Origin of the sequence: Streptomyces sp. NPDC004732, from assembly GCF_040609235.1 — a bacterium.
Taxonomy (GTDB): Bacteria; Actinomycetota; Actinomycetes; order Streptomycetales; family Streptomycetaceae; genus Streptomyces.
Genome location: NZ_JBEXJR010000002.1, coordinates 429,545 through 446,703, shown reverse-complemented (window position 1 = coordinate 446,703; position 17,159 = coordinate 429,545). Strand labels below are relative to the sequence as shown.

17 protein-coding genes are annotated in these 17,159 nt (G+C 71.4%); 4 read left to right on the top strand and 13 right to left on the bottom strand.

The annotated features are described in order from the left end of the window. Window positions 1-3: 3 nt before the first annotated feature. Window positions 4-942, bottom strand: coding sequence for a deoxyribose-phosphate aldolase (deoC, locus tag ABZV77_RS06630; RefSeq protein ID WP_356252339.1), 939 nt, complete (start codon window positions 940-942; stop codon window positions 4-6). Window positions 943-1,030: 88 nt separating this feature from the next. Between deoC and ABZV77_RS06625 the strand changes: the two genes are divergently transcribed. Next, on the top strand, window positions 1,031-1,669 hold the full coding sequence (locus ABZV77_RS06625; protein ID WP_356251091.1) for a PH domain-containing protein: 639 nt from the start codon (window positions 1,031-1,033) through the stop codon (window positions 1,667-1,669). Between the two features lie 83 nt (window positions 1,670-1,752). Here ABZV77_RS06625 and ABZV77_RS06620 read toward each other — a convergent pair whose 3' ends face one another. The 4 genes from ABZV77_RS06620 to ABZV77_RS06605 all read right to left on the bottom strand — a co-directional run bounded on the left by ABZV77_RS06620 (window position 1,753) and on the right by ABZV77_RS06605 (window position 7,052). Next, a complete protein-coding gene (locus tag ABZV77_RS06620; protein WP_356251088.1) occupies window positions 1,753-3,000 on the bottom strand; it encodes a hypothetical protein in 1,248 nt (415 codons plus the stop codon). Window positions 3,001-3,128: 128 nt separating this feature from the next. Next, entirely contained in the window at window positions 3,129-4,817 is a 1,689-nt protein-coding gene (locus ABZV77_RS06615; RefSeq protein WP_356251085.1) for a phospho-sugar mutase, read from the bottom strand. Between the two features lie 868 nt (window positions 4,818-5,685). Further along, window positions 5,686-6,510: a purine-nucleoside phosphorylase gene (locus tag ABZV77_RS06610; RefSeq protein WP_356251083.1), complete on the bottom strand. Its 825-nt coding sequence runs from the start codon at window positions 6,508-6,510 to the stop codon at window positions 5,686-5,688. Window positions 6,511-6,614: 104 nt separating this feature from the next. Further along, a complete protein-coding gene (locus ABZV77_RS06605; protein ID WP_055568517.1) occupies window positions 6,615-7,052 on the bottom strand; it encodes a gamma-glutamylcyclotransferase in 438 nt (145 codons plus the stop codon). A 121-nt stretch (window positions 7,053-7,173) separates the two neighbouring features. On the opposite strand from ABZV77_RS06605, the gene ABZV77_RS06600 reads away from it, so the two are divergent. Continuing rightward, a complete protein-coding gene (locus ABZV77_RS06600) occupies window positions 7,174-8,622 on the top strand; it encodes an NAD(P)H-quinone dehydrogenase (RefSeq protein ID WP_356251079.1) in 1,449 nt (482 codons plus the stop codon). A gap of 176 nt (window positions 8,623-8,798) precedes the next feature. Then, window positions 8,799-9,770, top strand: coding sequence for a DeoR/GlpR family DNA-binding transcription regulator (locus ABZV77_RS06595; RefSeq protein WP_356251076.1), 972 nt, complete (start codon window positions 8,799-8,801; stop codon window positions 9,768-9,770). Window positions 9,771-9,848: 78 nt separating this feature from the next. Here the strand turns inward: ABZV77_RS06595 and ABZV77_RS06590 are convergent, their stop codons facing one another. The 4 genes from ABZV77_RS06590 to ABZV77_RS06575 all read right to left on the bottom strand — a co-directional run bounded on the left by ABZV77_RS06590 (window position 9,849) and on the right by ABZV77_RS06575 (window position 13,552). Further along, on the bottom strand, window positions 9,849-10,412 hold the full coding sequence (locus ABZV77_RS06590) for a helix-turn-helix domain-containing protein (RefSeq protein ID WP_356252336.1): 564 nt from the start codon (window positions 10,410-10,412) through the stop codon (window positions 9,849-9,851). Window positions 10,413-10,527: 115 nt separating this feature from the next. Continuing rightward, on the bottom strand, window positions 10,528-10,701 hold the full coding sequence (locus tag ABZV77_RS06585; protein ID WP_356251073.1) for a hypothetical protein: 174 nt from the start codon (window positions 10,699-10,701) through the stop codon (window positions 10,528-10,530). 5 nt (window positions 10,702-10,706) lie between these two features. Next, on the bottom strand, window positions 10,707-11,597 hold the full coding sequence (locus ABZV77_RS06580) for a hypothetical protein (protein WP_356251070.1): 891 nt from the start codon (window positions 11,595-11,597) through the stop codon (window positions 10,707-10,709). A 182-nt stretch (window positions 11,598-11,779) separates the two neighbouring features. Then, window positions 11,780-13,552, bottom strand: a complete 1,773-nt coding sequence (locus tag ABZV77_RS06575) for a biotin carboxylase N-terminal domain-containing protein (protein ID WP_356251068.1) — start codon at window positions 13,550-13,552, stop codon at window positions 11,780-11,782. Between the two features lie 355 nt (window positions 13,553-13,907). On the opposite strand from ABZV77_RS06575, the gene ABZV77_RS06570 reads away from it, so the two are divergent. Next, window positions 13,908-14,339 (top strand): hypothetical protein, encoded by a 432-nt coding sequence (locus tag ABZV77_RS06570; RefSeq protein ID WP_356251065.1) that lies wholly within the window; start codon window positions 13,908-13,910, stop codon window positions 14,337-14,339. Window positions 14,340-14,348: 9 nt separating this feature from the next. Here ABZV77_RS06570 and ABZV77_RS06565 read toward each other — a convergent pair whose 3' ends face one another. The 4 genes from ABZV77_RS06565 to ABZV77_RS06550 all read right to left on the bottom strand — a co-directional run bounded on the left by ABZV77_RS06565 (window position 14,349) and on the right by ABZV77_RS06550 (window position 17,092). Continuing rightward, on the bottom strand, window positions 14,349-14,957 hold the full coding sequence (locus ABZV77_RS06565) for a nucleoside triphosphate pyrophosphatase (RefSeq protein WP_356251062.1): 609 nt from the start codon (window positions 14,955-14,957) through the stop codon (window positions 14,349-14,351). 64 nt (window positions 14,958-15,021) lie between these two features. After that, window positions 15,022-15,150, bottom strand: a complete 129-nt coding sequence (locus ABZV77_RS06560; RefSeq protein ID WP_356251059.1) for a hypothetical protein — start codon at window positions 15,148-15,150, stop codon at window positions 15,022-15,024. Between the two features lie 71 nt (window positions 15,151-15,221). Next, entirely contained in the window at window positions 15,222-15,428 is a 207-nt protein-coding gene (locus ABZV77_RS06555) for an acyl-CoA carboxylase subunit epsilon (protein WP_055568526.1), read from the bottom strand. A gap of 35 nt (window positions 15,429-15,463) precedes the next feature. After that, a complete protein-coding gene (locus ABZV77_RS06550) occupies window positions 15,464-17,092 on the bottom strand; it encodes an acyl-CoA carboxylase subunit beta (RefSeq protein ID WP_356251056.1) in 1,629 nt (542 codons plus the stop codon). Window positions 17,093-17,159: the final 67 nt, after the last annotated feature.

Below are 17,159 nucleotides of genomic sequence, written 5' to 3'. Positions count from 1 at the left end.
GGGTCAGTCCACCGTCACGTAGTCGGGGCCGGAGTAGCGGCCGGTGGCCAGCTTCTGGCGCTGCATCAGCAGGTCGTTCAGGAGCGACGAGGCGCCGAAGCGGAACCAGTGGTTGTCCAGCCAGTCCGGACCGGCCGTCTCGTTCACCAGGACGAGGAACTTCACCGCGTCCTTGGTCGACCGGATGCCGCCCGCGGGCTTCACGCCGATCTGCACCCCGGTCTGCGCGCGGAAGTCGCGGACCGCCTCCAGCATGAGCAGGGTGTTGGCCGGGGTGGCGTTGACACCGACCTTGCCGGTCGAGGTCTTGATGAAGTCGGCGCCCGCGATCATGCCGATCCAGCTGGCGCGCTTGATGTTGTCGTACGTCGAGAGCTCGCCGGTCTCGAAGATGACCTTGAGGCGGGCGGTGCCGCAGGCCTCCTTCACGGCGCGGATCTGCTCGAACACCGTCATGTAGTCGCCCGACAGGAACGCGCCCCGGTCGATGACCATGTCGATCTCGTCGGCGCCCGCCGCGACGGCCTCGCGCACGTCGCCGAGCTTCACCTCGATGGCCGCGCGGCCCGCGGGGAAGGCGGTCGCGACGGACGCGACCTTCACGCCGCTGGTCCCGACGGCCTCCTTGGCGGTGGCGACCATGTCCGGATAGACGCAGACGGCCGCGGTGCGCGGCGTCTCACGGTCGGTGGGGTCCGGATGCACGGCCTTCGCGCCGAGCGCCCGGACCTTGCCCGGGGTGTCGGCGCCCTCGAGCGTCGTCAGGTCGATCATCGAAATGGCCAGGTCGATGGCGTACGCCTTCGCCGTGGTCTTGATCGAACGGGTACCGAGCGAGGCGGCACGCGCCTCCAGGCCGACCGCGTCGACGCCGGGCAGTCCGTGAAGGAAGCGGCGGAGCGTGCTGTCGGACGCTGTCACGTCAGCGAATGCAGTGGGCATGGTCACGAGAGGAGCATATCTACGCGCGTAGCTGCTGTACAGGGGTGGGGCCCGGGGCCCCGGGCCGACCTTCAGGCAGAATCAGGGTATGAGCGACCCCCAGAACCCCGTGGCGGAGCCCGCGTACAAGGACCGCACCTTCCGGTCCCCGGCCGGTATCGCCGGCGGTGTCCTGCTGCTCGCCCTGGGCGCCTGGCTCGGCATCGACGCGGCGATCCGCGGCGAGGGCCGCACCCCGTGGCTCGCGCTCGCCGGACTGCTCTTCGCGGTGCCGCTGGTCGTCGCGTTCACCGTGCGGCCCGCCGTGTACGCGAACGACGACCGGATCCGGATCCGCAACCCCTTCAGGACCGTCACGCTGCCGTGGGCGTCCGTCGCGACGCTCCGCTCCGGCTACTCCAACGAGGTCCTCACCAACGCCGGAACCAAGTTCCAGCTCTGGGCGATCCCCGTCTCGCTGCGCGGCCGCAAGAAGGCGGCGCGCAGGCATTCGCAGGCCGCGGCGTCCGGCGACCCGACGACGGGCGGCCGCCGCTTCCTCGACCCCAGCGCGCCGCCCACCCGCGCGGCGGGCGACCAGTCCATGGACGAGCTCCGCGAACTCGCCGAACAGCGGGCCGACGCGGAGTCCGCGCAGGGCGAGCCGGTGGTCCGCTGGGCCTATGAGGTTGTCGTGCCGTGTGTGGTGGGTGCGGTGTTGCTGGCTGTGTTGCTTGCGGCGACCTGAGGGGGCGCTGAGGGCGCTGGGGGTGGCCTGAGGGGGCGCTGAGGGCGCTGAAGGTGACCTGAGGGGGCGCTGGGGGGTGGGTGTTACGGAGGGCCGTGCCATCCCAGGAGCATGTGGCCGCCGAACACCGCCGACATGAGCGCCGCCGCGGTCAGCAGCGTCACGAGTACGTGCGTCCTCGCGCGCGCCAGGGCCACCGCGACCGGCAGCAGCAGCGGGAAGCCGGGCAGCAGGAAGCGGGCCCGGGGGAAGTAGACGCCGCTGCTGCCGAGCACGATCACCAGCAGCAGACCGCTGAAGACCAGCAACGGCAGCGGCTGCCGGTCGCCCGCCGACAGCACGAAGAGCACGACCGCGCCCAGCAGGACCGCCGTCACCATCGCCACGAACAGCGCGGGCCGCTCGGCCAGGAACAGGTCCCGCATCCGCCGCAGCGTTCCGACGCCGCCGTCCCACTCGTTGCGCCACAGCTTCTGTACGGCGAAGTAGCCGTCCCAGCGGCCGAGGCGCAGGCCCACCCAGCCGACGTACGCGAGCCAGCCGAGGGGGGCGATGAGGGCGCCCAGGAGTGGACGGGTGGGGGAGGGACGGGGTGGCGTGGAGTGCCGGTGCAGGGTGAGCAGCGCTGTCAGGGATACCGCCGCGGCCACCGCCACGCCCGTGGGGCGGGTGAGCCCCGCCAGTGCGGCGAGAGAGCCTGCCCACAGCCAGCGCCCGCTCAGCACCGCGTACAGCGACCATGCGCACAGGGCCGTGAACAGGGACTCCGTGTAGCCCATCCACTGCACGAGCGCCACGGGCAGGCTGCCCCAGAGGACGGCCAGGACGACCCCGGCCCTGCGCCCGTACAGCCGGTCGCCCACCGCGAAGATCCCCCACGCGGCGAGGAGCGAGGCGGCCAGCGACACCGACAGGCCCGCCGCGCCCCTCGGCAGCCAGGGCATGACGGCGTCCCCTGCCCTGACGAGCAGCGGGTACAGCGGGAAGAACGCGAGGTTGTTGCCGTCGACGCGGCTGCCGAGCTCGTGGGCGTAGCCGTTCTGGGCGATCTTCAGATACCAGTCGCAGTCCCAGGACTCCATGAGCAGATGCCGCACGCCGCGGTGGTCGCGGTGGGCCCACACGGTGAACACGAGCAGACCTAGGGCGCGTACGGCCGTGTACGCGGCGAGGGCGGGTGCGGCGTGGCGCAGGGCGGTGACTGTGCGTGCGCCGAGGCCGTGGGGCGTGCGCGCCGGGTTGTGGGGGGTCCTGGACGCGGGTACGAGGGAGGGCGAGGGGGCTGCGGTTGTGTCTGTCGCTTTGGTCGACTCGGAGAATCCGTACGGCACTGCGGCGGCTCCCGGAACGTGAAAGTGCGCTACCGGTCCTCCCTTCCTGGGAAGACCGGCAGCGCACCGGGTCGTACCGGGTCACTGCGGCAGTCGCGTCAGCGGAACCACTCGGACGGGTGGTCCGGTCAGATGCCCGCCGCCGCCGACAGGTCGCGCTTGATGGCGGCGAGGAGGTCCGTCGCGCGGGCGTGGGCCGCGGGCAGCGCGGCCTTGTCCGCCACCGGGACGACCACTTCGAGGTAGCACTTGAGCTTCGGCTCGGTGCCGCTCGGGCGGACGATGACGCGGGCGCCGTCGAGCGTGTAGCGCAGGCCGTCCGTGGGCGGCAGCGTCTCCGTGCCGCGCGTCAGGTCCTCCGCCTTCGTCACGGGCAGGCCCGCGAGCTCCGTCGGCGGCTGCTCGCGCAGGCGGGCCATCGCGTCCGCGATCAGGGACAGGTCCTCCACGCGGACCGACAGCTGGTCGGTGGCGTGCAGGCCGTGCTCCACGGCCAGGTCGTCCAGGAGGTCGAGAACCGTGCGGTTCTCCTCCTTGAGCTCGGACGCGAGCTCCATGAGCAGGAGCGCCGCCGTGATGCCGTCCTTGTCGCGTACGCCCTCGGGGTCGACGCAGTAGCCGAGCGCCTCCTCGTAGCCGTAGCGCAGGCCGTCGACGCGGGCGATCCACTTGAAGCCGGTCAGGGTCTCCTCGTACGGGAGGCCCGCCTTCTCGGCGATCCGGCCCAGGAGGGAGGAGGAGACGATCGACTCCGCGAAGGTGCCTTGGGCGCCGCGGCGGACCAGGTGGGCGGCTAGGAGGGCGCCTACCTCGTCGCCGCGGAGCATCCGCCAGCTGGTGGTGGCGGTGCTGGTGTTGGTGGCGGTGCTGGTGGTGTTCTCCCTCACCGCTGCCGCGCAGCGGTCCGCGTCCGGGTCGTTGGCGATGATCAGGTCGGGGGTGGGGGTGGTGCGGGCCGCCGTCGCGAAGGACAGGTCCATCGCGCCCGGCTCCTCCGGGTTCGGGAACGCGACCGTCGGGAAGTCCGGGTCCGGCTCGGCCTGCTCGGTGACGAGCGTGGGCGCGGGGAAGCCTGCGCGGGCGAACGCGGCGAGGAGGGTGTCCTTGCCGACGCCGTGCATCGCCGTGTAGACGGCGCGGGCGGTGCGGGGGGAGCCGGGGGACAGGACGGCGTCCGTGCGGGCCAGGTAGGCCTCCAGGACGGCTTCGTCGAGGGTGTCCCAGCCGGTGTCCGGGCGGGGGACGTCGTGGAGGCTCGCGATGGCGTCGATCTCGGCGGCGATCTCCGCGTCGGCGGGCGGGACGATCTGGGAGCCGTCGCCGAGGTAGACCTTGTAGCCGTTGTCGCGTGGCGGGTTGTGGCTGGCCGTGACCTCCACGCCTGCCACCGCGCCGAGGTGCCTTATGGCGAAGGCGAGGACGGGGGTGGGGAGGGGGCGGGGGAGGACGGCCGCGCGGAGGCCTGCGCCGGTCATCACCGCGGCGGTGTCGCGGGCGAAGTCGGCGGACTTGTGGCGGGCGTCGTAGCCGATGACGACGAGGCCGTCGGTCTGGCCCTTGCTCTTGAGGTACGCGGCGAGGCCTGCGGCGGCGCGGATGACCACGGTGCGGTTCATGCGCATGGGGCCCGCGCCCAGTTCGCCGCGGAGGCCCGCGGTGCCGAACTGGAGGGTGCCTGCGAAGCGTGCGGTGAGCTCGGCGAGGTCCTGGGCGTCGATGAGCTTGCCGAGCTCTTCGCGGGTCTCGGGGTCCGGGTCCTCGGCAAGCCAGGACTGGGCCTGCGCGATGAGCTCTGAGGTGGCGGAGGTGTCCTGCACGGGGTCTTCAGCCTCTCGTTACGCGGTGTCTGGCGGGGTGCGCTTTGGGTTCGGTGGTGGGTGCGGGGCCGCGGGGGTATGTACGTACTCGCCATCCCTGCGCCACGTCGGGTGTCTGTGTACGTCACGGTTGGCTCGGTGCTCCGTGCGCACATACCCCCGCGTCCCCTCCCGTCTCGCTCGCGGCTGCGGCCCGGTGGGAACCCGAGCCAGGGCCCCAGGCCCCGCCGTGCGGAGCCCTCGTCTCGTCTCGTCTCATCTCACCCGTACTGCCCCGCTGAGCGAAGCCGGATGCCCCCCACTCCAGCTATATGGAGCGGGGTGCTCCCGCCTCACTTGAGGTGTGTGGGGGGGGGAGTGGGGTGCTCCCGCCTCACTTGAGGTGTGTGGGGGGGGGGGGAGTGGGGTGCTCCCGCCTTGCCTGAGGTGTAGGGGGTGGGGTGCTCCCGCCTCATCTGAGGTGTAGGGGGTGGGGTGCTCCCACCCCACCTGAGCTGTAGGGACTGGGGTGCTCCCGCCTCATCTGAGGTGTACGGAGCGGGGTGCTCCCGCCTCGCCTGAGCTGTAGGGAGCGAGGTGCTTCCGCCCTCCTGAGCTGCACGGAGCGGGGTACCCCCACCCCACCTGAGCTGCACGGAGCGGGGTGTCCCCACCCACCCGCCCGCCCCCACTCCAGCTGTACGGAGCGGGATGCCCCCCCACCGCCCGCCCCTACCCCCGCCTTGCGGTGCGGGGTGAACGGGTGGGTGGGTGGGAGGTATCCGCCGCGGAGCGGCGGGGCTGTTTGGGGGCGCGGGTGAGGGATGGGAGGACGGGTTGCCCACCCCCCGGAGGGGGCGCCGGGTGCCCACTGCCCGTCCGCGGAGCGTTAGACGCGGCTCAGGACCTTGCCGAGGAGTTCGCCCATGCGGGTGGCGCTGTCGCGGCCCGCCTGGAGGACCTCCTCGTGGTTGAGGGGCTCGCCCGTCATGCCCGCGGCGAGGTTCGTGACCAGGGAGATGCCGAGGACCTCCGCGCCCGCCTCGCGGGCCGCGATGGCCTCGAGGACGGTGGACATGCCGACCAGGTCCGCACCGATGGTGCGGGCCATGCGGATCTCCGCCGGGGTCTCGTAGTGCGGGCCGGGGAACTGCGCGTAGACGCCCTCTTCGAGGGAGGGGTCGATCTCCTTGCAGAGGGCGCGCAGCCGCGGGGAGTAGAGGTCGGTGAGGTCCACGAAGTTCGCCCCGACGATCGGGGACGTCGCCGTGAGGTTCAGGTGGTCGCTGATCAGCACCGGCTGGCCGGGGCGCATGCCCTCGCGCAGGCCACCGCAGCCGTTGGTCAGCACGATGGTCTTGCAGCCCGCGGCGACGGCGGTGCGGACGCCGTGCGAGACGGCGGCCACGCCACGGCCCTCGTAGTAGTGGGTGCGGCCCAGGAAGACCAGCACACGCCTGTCGCCGATCTTGAAGGAGCGGATGCGGCCGCCGTGCCCCTGCACCGCCGGCGGCGGGAAGCCGGGCAGCTCGGTGACGGCGAAGTCCGCCTCGGGCTCGCCCAGCGCGTCGACGGCCGGCGCCCAGCCGGAGCCCATCACGAGAGCGACGTCGTGGGTCTCTGCGCCCGTGAGCTCGCGCAGGCGCGCGGCGGCGGCGTCGGCGGCGGCGTAGGGGTCGCCCTGGATGTCGTCCGGAATAACTGAAGCGTTCACGCGGACGAGAGTAGCCGCTCATGGCCTACGCGCGTAGATGACGATGCTTACGGGATTGCGATCGTTGCCTTGTCGTTTCCGACGAGAGGGGCGGCGGGCGGCCGCTAGCAGGGGCGCTTGCGGAGTTCCATCACGTAGTCGTGGGGGGCGCCGGCCGATTCGGCGGCGTCCGCCAGTTCTCCCAGGTAGCGCGCCGAGGGAAGCCCGCCCTCGTAACCGTTGAGCACGTACACCCAGGCGGGTTCCTCGCCCTCCAGGGTGTCCACGCGGACCCGCATGCGCCGGTAGATGTCGAGGCCGACGCCTTCCCAGCGGTCCATGGAGTCCTCGTCCATGGGGGCGATGTCGTACAGGGTCACGAAGACCTGGGAGCGCGGCGCCTCGACGAGCGTGGCGAGCGCGCCTTCCCAGCCCATGTGTTCCCCGCCGAACGTGAGCCGCCAGCCGGTCAGCCACCCGGTCGCGCGCAGCGGTGAGTGCGGTGCGCGGCGTGACATGAGCCGCGGATCCAGATTGCCGGCGTACGCGGCGTAGAGCGACATGTGGTCGAGGGTACGGCAGCAATCAAGTGCACCCCTCCTGGAACGGAAGGACCGCCCGGACGAGGGGCGGTCGCACGAACGGAGGCCCCCGGGGCGTGAGCACCTTGAAGCGTGCGGGACAATGGAGTACGTGACTCGGATCGTGATCATTGGCGGCGGACCCGGCGGATACGAGGCGGCTCTTACGGCCGCCCAGCTCGGCGCGGAGGTGACCGTCGTCGATTGCGACGGTCTGGGCGGGGCGTCGGTGCTCACCGACTGCGTGCCGTCCAAGACTCTGATCGCCACGGCCGAGGTGATGACCACCTTCGATTCGTCGTACGAAGAGCTCGGCATCATCGTCGCGGACGACACCCCGCACATCGACACCCCCGCGCGCGTGGTCGGCGTCGACCTGGGCAAGGTCAACCGCCGTGTGAAGCGGCTCGCGCTCGCGCAGTCCCACGACATCACCGCGTCGGTGACGCGGGCCGGTGCGCGCGTGCTGCGCGGCCGGGGGCGGATCGAGGGGCAGCAGGACGTCGACGGGTCGCGGAAGGTCGTGGTGCGGGCCGCGGACGGGAGTGAGGAGACTCTTGTTGCCGACGCCGTGCTGATCGCTACCGGCGGTCACCCGCGCGAGGTGCCCGACGCCCAGCCCGACGGCGAGCGGATCCTGAACTGGACGCAGGTCTACGACCTCGACGAGCTGCCCGAGGAGCTCATCGTGGTCGGCTCGGGTGTGACGGGTGCCGAGTTCGCCGGTGCCTATCAGGCGCTCGGGTCGAACGTGACCCTCGTGTCGAGCCGTGACCGGGTGCTTCCCGGTGAGGACCCGGACGCCGCCGCCGTCCTGGAGGACGTCTTCCGGCGCCGCGGCATGAACGTGATGTCCCGCTCCCGTGCCGCTTCCGCCAAGCGCGTCGGCGACCGGGTCGAGGTCACCCTCGACGACGGACGCGTCATCTCCGGCTCGCACTGCCTGATGGCCGTCGGTGCCATCCCGAACAGCAGCGGCATGGGCCTGGAGGAGGCCGGGGTCAAGGTGAAGGACTCCGGGCACATCTGGACCGACAAGGTGTCGCGGACGTCGGCCCCCGGCGTGTACGCCGCCGGTGACGTGACCGGGATCTTCGCGCTGGCCTCCGTCGCCGCCATGCAGGGGCGCATCGCGATGTACCACTTCCTGGGCGACGCCGTGCAGCCGCTGAACCTGAAGGCCGTGTCGGCGAACGTCTTCACCGACCCGGAGATCGCGACCGTCGGCTACAGCCAGGCCGACGTCGACGGCGGAAAGATCGACGCCCGCGTGGTGAAGCTGCCGCTGCTGCGCAATCCGCGCGCGAAGATGCAGGGCATCCGCGACGGCTTCGTCAAGATCTTCTGCCGCCCCGGCACGGGCATCGTGGTCGGCGGTGTGGTCGTCGCACCGCGCGCTTCGGAACTGATCCACCCCATCTCGATCGCGGTCGACAACAATCTGACGGTCGAGCAGATCGCGAATGCGTTCACCGTGTACCCGTCGCTTTCGGGGTCGATCGCGGAGGTCGCGCGCCAGCTGCACACGCGGAAGACGGCGGGCGAGGGCTGATCGGGCCGACGGCCCGAATCAACTCTTTGCAGGTCACGCACTGTTGTCGCCCATTCGCGCGGCATAGGCGGGGAGAGTAAGCACCTATACCACTTCCCGCCCTGCCGTGCGAACAACTTCTGTAATTCGGCGCAAACTGCTGAAAGCAGACGGTCGTTGGGGTTACTGTCAGTTTCGTGTTCGCTGCAGAACGTCGTCAATTGATCCTCGAAATGGTGCGAGCCAACGGGGCGGTATCGCTCCGTGAGCTCGCCCGCGTCGTCCAGACCTCCGAAGTGACCGTACGGCGGGACGTGCGCGCACTGGAGGCAGAAGGACTCCTCGACCGCCGACATGGCGGTGCGGTATTGCCGGGCGGATTCACGCGGGAGTCCGGCTTTCCGCAGAAATCACATCTCGCGACCGCCGAGAAGACGGCCATCGCCGATCTCGCGGCGGGCCTCGTCGAAGAGGGCGAAGCCATCGTCGTCGGGGCGGGTACGACCACGCAGGAGCTGGCCCGACGGCTCGCGCGGGTACCCGGCCTGACCGTCGTCACCAACTCCCTCCTGGTGGCACAGGCGTTGGCCCACGCCAACAGGGTGGAAGTCGTCATGACCGGCGGCACCCTGCGCGGCTCGAACTACGCGCTGGTGGGCAGCGGGGCCGAGCAGTCCCTCCAGGGGCTGCGGGTCTCACGGGCCTTCCTGTCGGGCAGTGGTCTGACCGCCGAGCGCGGCCTCTCCACGTCCAACATGCTCTCCGCGAGCGTGGACCGCGCGCTGGTCCAGGCGGCGGCCGAGGTCGTGGTCCTCGCCGACCACACCAAGCTCGGCACCGACACGATGTTCCAGACGGTGCCGACGGACGTCATCACCCGCCTGGTCACGGACGAACCGCCGGGGCACGACGACCGTGCCGCGACGGAACTGCAGGCCCTGGCCGACCAGGGCGTGCAGATCACGGTGGCGGGCGGTGCCACAGGCCCTAACTCCGCGCCCGGTGTCGACTCCGTCCCGGCGGGGCGCCAGCCGCGCCGGGACGTGCCCCTGCCGGGTCAGCGTCGCAATCACGGGGCGGGCCCGGGCCAGCAACTGCGCAGCGCGCTCCTCGGGGAACAGCCCCCTGGGGAACGGGCGGCGCGGGTCGCGGACCTGCGCCGCCGCTGAACCCGGCGGCCGCGGGACCGCCGGGCAGGGTCGCCGTGCCGTCACGGACCGTGACGGCACACCGGGCAGGCGCGGGCGTTATGCCGGTGTCTGCCCGTCGGCCTTCAGCCCCCGCAGGGTCAGCGTGAGCAGGCGGTCGGCCAGCTCCGGATCGTCCGGAGTCTCCTCGGCCGCCAGGGAGATCGCGTTGGTCAGCTGGAGCAGGTCGCCGATGGAGACGTCGGGGCGCACCGCCCCCGCCTCCTGCGCGCGGACGAGCAGCGCCGTGCCCGCCTCACGCATGGGCATGCTGCACTGCGCGAGCGCCGAAGTGTCGTCGTGCGACGCCGACATGAGCGCGCTCGACAGGCCGCGATACTCACCCGCATGAGTGATGATGGCGCGCAGCCACGCCACCAGCGCGGAGCAGGGCTGCGGGTCGTCGAGCAGGGCGTGCGAGCGCGCGAGGAGGTCGCACACCGCGTCCTTCCAGACCGCGCTCATCAGCGCGTGCCGGTTGGGGAAGTGCCGGTAGAGCGTGCCGATGCCCACGCCCGCGCGGCGCGCCACGTCCTCCAGGGACGTGCCCGTGCCGTGCTCGGCGAAGGCGGAGCGCGCCTCGGCGAGCAGCCGGTCGTAGTTGCGGCGGGCGTCGGCCCGCATCGCGCGCGCCGACTGTGCCGCCTGCTGCGGCGTTCTCGCCTGCTGGCCCGTGCCGGTCGTCATCCCCGCACCCTTCGTGAACGTACGCGTCCCTCAAGGATGCCACTGCCCGTGCTCAGGGATCCTGGCGGGCGAAGAAGGCGTCGAGCTCCGCGCGGGCCCTGCGCTCGCGGCGGTGCGGCGGCAGGGATCCGCCGCTCACGTTCCGGGTCAGCCACAGGACCAGCGGATACGTGACACAGGTGCCGAGGGCCAGGCCGCTCAGCACACCGGTGACCAGCTCACTCATGATCATCAACTCACCTTCGTACGGGACTTCTTGGAGCCGCGCCCGGCTGCCGCAGCGGGACCGGGGTCGCGGAAGCCGTCCCGGGCCGTCGCGATCATCGTGGCGCCGTTGTCGGGGACCACCGCGCCGTAGCCGAGCAGCCGCCAGCGTGCGTCGACGGCATCGCTTTCGTAGTACGGCACCGGGCCCGCAGCCGACGGCACCAGGAGCGGCTCGGGCCCCTTCGCGCAGGCGTGGCAGGCGGCGACCTCCTCGGTGCCTTCCGGGGCGCCGGGCAGCGCCACGCGTGCGTGCCCGCGCTCGTGCAGCGGGTTGAAGTAGCAGGGCGGGTCGGGCCGCAGCGGCCGCTCCGTCACCAGGGCCTCCAGGGCGCGCATCCCGATGCGGCTGAACTCGACCGCCGCCACGAGCTCGCCGAGCGCGTGGGCCGCGTCGTACGCGGGGTCGGGGCTCTGCGGTCCTTCGCAGGGCGGGGCGATCACCGAGTTGCTGGCCTGGATCGACGCCGTGACTGCGAACGAGGCGAGCTCCGTGCGCAGTTGCGGGGTGAGCGAGCAGGTGTGGTGCAGGGTGTCGCCGAGCGCGGACGCGTCGCCGAGCAGCCCGGCCTGCCGCTCGGCGTGCGGGCGCAGGGCCTCCGGGTCGCCCGCCGGGTCCGGCGGCGGCGCCGCCCAGTCGGGCGCGGGCAGCGGCAGGGCGAAGGTGTACGGGCGGCGTCTGCCCAGCGGAAGGTGGGTGAAGCGGCGCAGGAGCGCCACGGAAAGGGCGGCGGACAGGCCGAGGACGAGCCCGGCCTCGTAGCGCTGCCCGGTGTCCGCGGTGGCCGCGAACCAGCCGGTCGTGGTGATGGCGGCCGCCGCTGAGAGCAGCCCTAGTACGTCCCCCGTGCGTTTCACTGAAGTCCCCCCGTGGCCTTCGGTTCTACGCGGGGGAGGACGCGGGGCGGGCCTGGGGCGGTTGCGCTTCTTCCGGCCGGAGTGCAGCCGGAGTGAAGAGACTGCCGCGCGGGTCGGTGCGGAACGCCGCAGGGCCGGGCTGGAAGAACCAGCCCGGCCCTGCGGCATATGCGTTGCTGTGGTCAGTCCTTGATCTCGCAGATCACCGCACCGGAGGTGAGGCTCGCGCCGACCTCCGCGGTGAGGCCCTTGATCGTGCCCGACCGGTGCGCGTTCAGGGGCTGTTCCATCTTCATGGCCTCCAGGACGACGACGAGGTCGCCCTCGTTGACCTCCTGGCCCTCCTCGACCGCGACCTTGACGATCGTGCCCTGCATGGGCGAGGCGAGGGTGTCGCCGGACGCGGCGGGACCGGACTTCTTGGCCGCGCGGCGCTTGGGGCGGGCGCCGCCCGCCGCCGCGGTGCGCGCGATGGTCATGCCCAGGGAAGAGGGCAGCGAGACCTCGAGGCGCTTGCCGCCGACCTCGACGACGACCGTCTCGCGGCCCGGCTCCTCGTCCGTCTCGGCGTCCGCGGACGCCGTGAACGGCGGGATCTCGTTGACGAACTCGGTCTCGATCCACCGGGTGTGGATCGTGAACGGGTCGCTGGAGCCGGTCAGTTCGGGCGCGAATGCCGGGTCCGTGACGACGGCACGGTGGAAGGGGATGGCCGTGGCCATGCCCTCGACGTCGAACTCCGCGAGCGCGCGGGCGGCGCGCTGCAGTGCCTGCTGACGGGTGGCGCCGGTGACGATCAGCTTGGCCAGGAGCGAGTCCCAGGCCGGGCCGATGACCGAGCCGGACTCGACGCCCGCGTCCAGGCGGACACCGGGGCCCGAGGGCGGCGCGAACGTCGTGACGGTGCCGGGCGCGGGCAGGAAGTTGCGGCCCGGGTCCTCGCCGTTGATGCGGAACTCGAAGGAATGACCCCGCAGTTCCGGGTCTCCGTAACCGAGCTCCTCGCCGTCGGCGATGCGGAACATCTCCCGGACGAGGTCGATGCCCGCGACCTCTTCGGTGACCGGGTGCTCCACCTGCAGACGGGTGTTGACCTCCAGGAAGGAGATCGTGCCGTCGACACCGACGAGGAACTCGACGGTGCCCGCGCCGACGTATCCGGCCTCCTTGAGGATGGCCTTGGACGCGGCGTACAGCTCGGCGTTCTGCTCGGCGGTCAGGAACGGCGCGGGCGCCTCCTCGACGAGCTTCTGGTGGCGGCGCTGCAGCGAGCAGTCGCGGGTCGAGACGACCACGACGTTGCCGTGCTTGTCCGCCAGACACTGGGTCTCGACGTGCCGCGGCTTGTCGAGGTAGCGCTCCACGAAGCACTCGCCGCGGCCGAAGGCGGCCACGGCCTCGCGCACCGCGGAGTCGTACAGCTCGGGGATCTCTTCGAGGGTGCGGGCCACCTTCAGTCCGCGGCCACCACCGCCGAACGCCGCCTTGATCGCGATGGGCAGGCCGTTCGCCTCGGCGAACGTGACGACCTCGTCGGAGCCGGACACCGGGTCGGGCGTGCCCGCGACGAGCGGGGCACCCGCCCGCTGCGCGATGTGCCGCGCGGCGACCTTGTCGCCGAGGTCACGGATGGCCTGCGGCGGCGGGCCGATCCAGTTCAGGCCCGCGTCGATGACGGCCTGGGCGAAGTCGGCGTTCTCCGAAAGGAAGCCGTAGCCGGGGTGGATGGCATCCGCCCCCGCGTCCTTGGCCGCTGCCAGCACCTTGGAAAAGTCCAGGTAGCTGGTGGCCGGAGTGTCACCGCCCAGCGCGAACGCCTCATCGGCTGCCCGTACATGCAGAGCGTCCCTGTCAGGGTCTGCGTAGACGGCTACGCTCGCGATCCCTGCATCCCGGCATGCCCGGGCAACGCGGACAGCGATTTCGCCACGGTTGGCGATGAGCACCTTGCGCACGATGGCTCCCTCCTTGAAACAAGCCGAGTTTAGGGACTGCCGACACGGCCTTACGACCCGTCCCCAATGGTGAGCTTGCCCACACGGAGTGTGACTCGAGACCGGCTAGGTTCGCGAAAACCCTTGTCGCACCGCGGTACGCAGGGTCCCTTGACGGCAGCGTAGCCCTCCGGTGTGGCCAAGGTCTCTGTGAGTCAGCGCTGCGGACGCGGGGCTTTCTTTGTGGAGTCCCTACGAATGGCCCAATGATTCTTTGCCTGCGGCACAGCTCTTGTCCCGGGGTTTACCCGTTAGTAGCGTTCGCGATGGCTTGAACGTACTAGGGGTAACAGCAGCGGAAAGTGGGTGGGGCGCCGTGGCGCGCAGACCGGTAGCCTGGGTGGGCGCGATCATTCTCCTGGTGGAGGCGGTCGGCATCGCCCTCCTGAACTGGTTCCTCGGTCTCGTCGTCGACAAGCAGGACATGTCGCTCGCGGGCCTCGACCCGCGCGCGATGACCGTGTCCACCTGGATCGCGGGCATCCTCTTCGGCGGCTACCTCGCGCTGTGCGGCATCGTCCTGATCCGCACCGCCGTGCGCGACCGCGCCCCCGGCACCTTCGGACGGCTCCTCCTGATCAGCTGTGCCGTCGTGCACGGGCTGCTCGGGGCCTTCTCCGTGGGCCTGGTGGGCTGGGCCGCGTTCGTCTTCATGATGGTCGTGCTCGGCCTGGTCGTCCTCACGCTCGTGGCGTACGAGAAGAAGGCGCAGCAGGAGGGCGCGGTGGCCGCTCCACAGGCCGCCTGAGCCGGGTTCCTACTGCTGCCACAACTCCGTGATGCCGACGCCCAGTTCGCCCAGGAGGCGGCGCAGCAGCGGCAGTGACAGGCCGATGACGTTGCCGTGGTCGCCCTCGATGCCCTCGATGAACGGCGCCGAGCGGCCGTCCAGCGTGAACGCCCCGGCCACGTGCAGCGGTTCGCCGCTCGCGACGTAGGCGGCGATCTCGGCGTCGGAGGGCTCGCCGAACCGGACGACGGTGGACGCCGTCGCCGACGCGTACCGCCCGGAGACGGTGTCGCGGACGCAGTGGCCGGTCTGCAGGACGCCCGCGCGGCCGCGCATGGACTTCCAGCGGGCGGTGGCCTCTTCGGCGTCGGACGGCTTGCCGAGCGCCTGGCCGTCCAGTTCGAGGACCGAGTCGCAGCCGATGACCAGCGCGCCCTTGGCGTCGGGCCGCGCGGCGACCACGGACGCCTTGGCCTCGGCCAGGGCGAGGGCGAGCTCGGCGGGGGTGGGCGCGGACACCTTGTCCTCGTCGACGCCACTGACGATCACCTCGGGGGCGAGGCCCGCCTGCCGGAGCAGGCCGAGCCGGGCGGGCGACTGGGAGGCGAGGACGAGACGGCGGGGCTGATCACTCATGCGCTCAGCGTAGCGAGCGCCCGCGCGGGTGCGGATCTCACGGTTGCCGCGGTTCTCGCGGTCCTCAGTGGAGGCCCAGCACGAACATCGCGACAACCATCGCCAGGGCGAGGACGAGGCCCGCGCGGCGCATCTTCGCCTGCAGGTCCCGCATGTCCTTCGGAGGATTGTTCTCAGGGTCCGACCACAGCATGCAATCGATGGTGCGGCCGGACGGCCGGGGGCGCCTGAGTACGCGTACTCAAGTTCCCCCGGCCCGAGGCCCTAGCCGGGCCAGTAACTGCGGCCCCACGCCGTGGGCGAGGGCGCGGGCAGCCGGTGGCGGGCGACCCGCGCGGGGTCGGCCCAGGAGTCGGGCAGCGCGGGCGCGCCGGACGGCCCGTCCGCCACCGCCGCGGCGCGCACCTGGACCACCGCCAGGGCGGCGGCGAGCTCCTCCGGGGTCGGATTTCCGCGTACGACCTTGATCATGAGGGCTCCTTACGGGATCGCGGCTTGATCGCGGCTTACAGGGGGATGTTGCCGTGCTTCTTCGGAGGGAGGGATTCCCGCTTCGTACGCAGCTGACGCAGCCCGCGCACGAGGTGGGACCGGGTCTCGGACGGCATGATCACCGCGTCGACGTAGCCGCGCTCCGCCGCCGTGTACGGGTTGAGCAGGGCGTCCTCGTACTCCTGGATGAGCCGCGTCCTGACCTCCTCGACGTCGTCCCCGGCCTCGGCGATCGTGCGGCGGTGCAGGATGTTCACCGCGCCCTGCGCGCCCATCACGGCGATCTGCGCGGTCGGCCACGCGAGGTTCAGGTCGGCGCCCAGGTGCTTGGAGCCCATCACGTCGTACGCGCCGCCGAAGGCCTTGCGCGTGATGATCGTGATCAGCGGGACGGTGGCCTCCGCGTACGCGTAGATGAGCTTCGCGCCGCGGCGGATGATGCCCGTGTGCTCCTGCTCGACGCCCGGCAGGAAGCCCGGCACGTCGACGAAGGTGATGACCGGGATGTTGAACGCGTCGCAGGTGCGGACGAAGCGCGCGCCCTTCTCCGAGGCGTCGATGTTCAGGCAGCCCGCGAACTGCGTCGGCTGGTTGGCGACGATGCCCACCGGGTGGCCCTCGACCCGGCCGAAGCCGGTGAGGATGTTCGGCGCGAACAGCGGCTGCGTCTCGAAGAACTCGGCGTCGTCCAGGACGTGCTCGATGACACCGTGCATGTCGTACGGCTGGTTGGCGCTGTCCGGGATCAGCGTGTCCAGCGCCAGGTCCTCGTCCGTGGGCGCCAGGTCCGCCTCCTCGGGGAAGGCGGGCGGCTCGCTGAGGTTGTTCGAAGGCAGGTAGGACAGGAGGGACTTGACGTACTCGATCGCGTCCTTCTCGTCGCCCGCCATGTGGTGCGCCACGCCCGACGTGGAGTTGTGGGTGCGGGCGCCGCCCAGCTCCTCGAAGCCCACGTCCTCACCGGTGACGGTCTTGATGACGTCGGGGCCCGTGATGAACATGTGCGAGGTCTGGTCGACCATGACGGTGAAGTCGGTGATCGCCGGGGAGTAGACGGCGCCGCCCGCGCAGGGGCCGACGACCAGGCTGATCTGCGGGATCACACCCGAGGCGTGGGTGTTGCGGCGGAAGATCTCGCCGTACATCCCGAGGGCCATGACGCCCTCCTGGATGCGGGCGCCGCCGGAGTCGTTGATGCCGATGACCGGACAGCCGGTCTTCAGCGCGAAGTCCATGACCTTGACGATCTTCTGGCCGTAGACCTCGCCGAGGGCGCCGCCGAAGACGGTGAAGTCCTGCGAGAACACGGCGACCGGGCGGCCGTCCACGGTGCCGTATCCGGTCACGACGCCGTCGCCGTACGGCCGGTTCTTCTCCAGGCCGAAGTTGGTCGACCGGTGCTGGGCGAACTCGTCGAGCTCGACGAAGGAGCCTTCGTCGAGCAGGAGTTCAATGCGCTCGCGCGCCGTCAGCTTCCCCTTGGCGTGCTGCTTCTCGACCGCGCGGGCCGAGCCCGCGTGCTTGGCCTCCTCGATGCGGCGCTGCAGGTCGGCAAGTTTTCCCGCGGTCGTATGGATGTCGATGGCGCCGTCTTCGGCGGTGCGGTCTGACGCGGGCACGTTGGGCTCTTCCGGCTCGGACATCGGGATGCGGCTCCCTGCCTGCTCAAAGGTGCTTGTCTACGGCTGTGCGGCTGGCTACTGACCCGTA

Bases quoted from the DNA above. Each gene is read 5' to 3' on its own strand.
- deoC (WP_356252339.1), bottom strand. From the start codon at position 942: ATGCCCACTGCATTCGCTGACGTGACAGCGTCCGACAGCACGCTCCGC.
- ABZV77_RS06625 (WP_356251091.1), top strand. From the start codon at position 1,031: ATGAGCGACCCCCAGAACCCCGTGGCGGAGCCCGCGTACAAGGACCGC.
- ABZV77_RS06605 (WP_055568517.1), bottom strand. From the start codon at position 7,052: ATGTCGCTCTACGCCGCGTACGCCGGCAATCTGGATCCGCGGCTCATG.
- ABZV77_RS06600 (WP_356251079.1), top strand. From the start codon at position 7,174: ATGGAGTACGTGACTCGGATCGTGATCATTGGCGGCGGACCCGGCGGA.
- ABZV77_RS06590 (WP_356252336.1), bottom strand. From the start codon at position 10,412: ATGCGGGCCGACGCCCGCCGCAACTACGACCGGCTGCTCGCCGAGGCG.
- ABZV77_RS06585 (WP_356251073.1), bottom strand. From the start codon at position 10,701: ATGAGTGAGCTGGTCACCGGTGTGCTGAGCGGCCTGGCCCTCGGCACC.
- ABZV77_RS06565 (WP_356251062.1), bottom strand. From the start codon at position 14,957: ATGAGTGATCAGCCCCGCCGTCTCGTCCTCGCCTCCCAGTCGCCCGCC.
- ABZV77_RS06560 (WP_356251059.1), bottom strand. From the start codon at position 15,150: ATGCTGTGGTCGGACCCTGAGAACAATCCTCCGAAGGACATGCGGGAC.
- ABZV77_RS06555 (WP_055568526.1), bottom strand. From the start codon at position 15,428: ATGATCAAGGTCGTACGCGGAAATCCGACCCCGGAGGAGCTCGCCGCC.
- ABZV77_RS06550 (WP_356251056.1), bottom strand. From the start codon at position 17,092: ATGTCCGAGCCGGAAGAGCCCAACGTGCCCGCGTCAGACCGCACCGCC.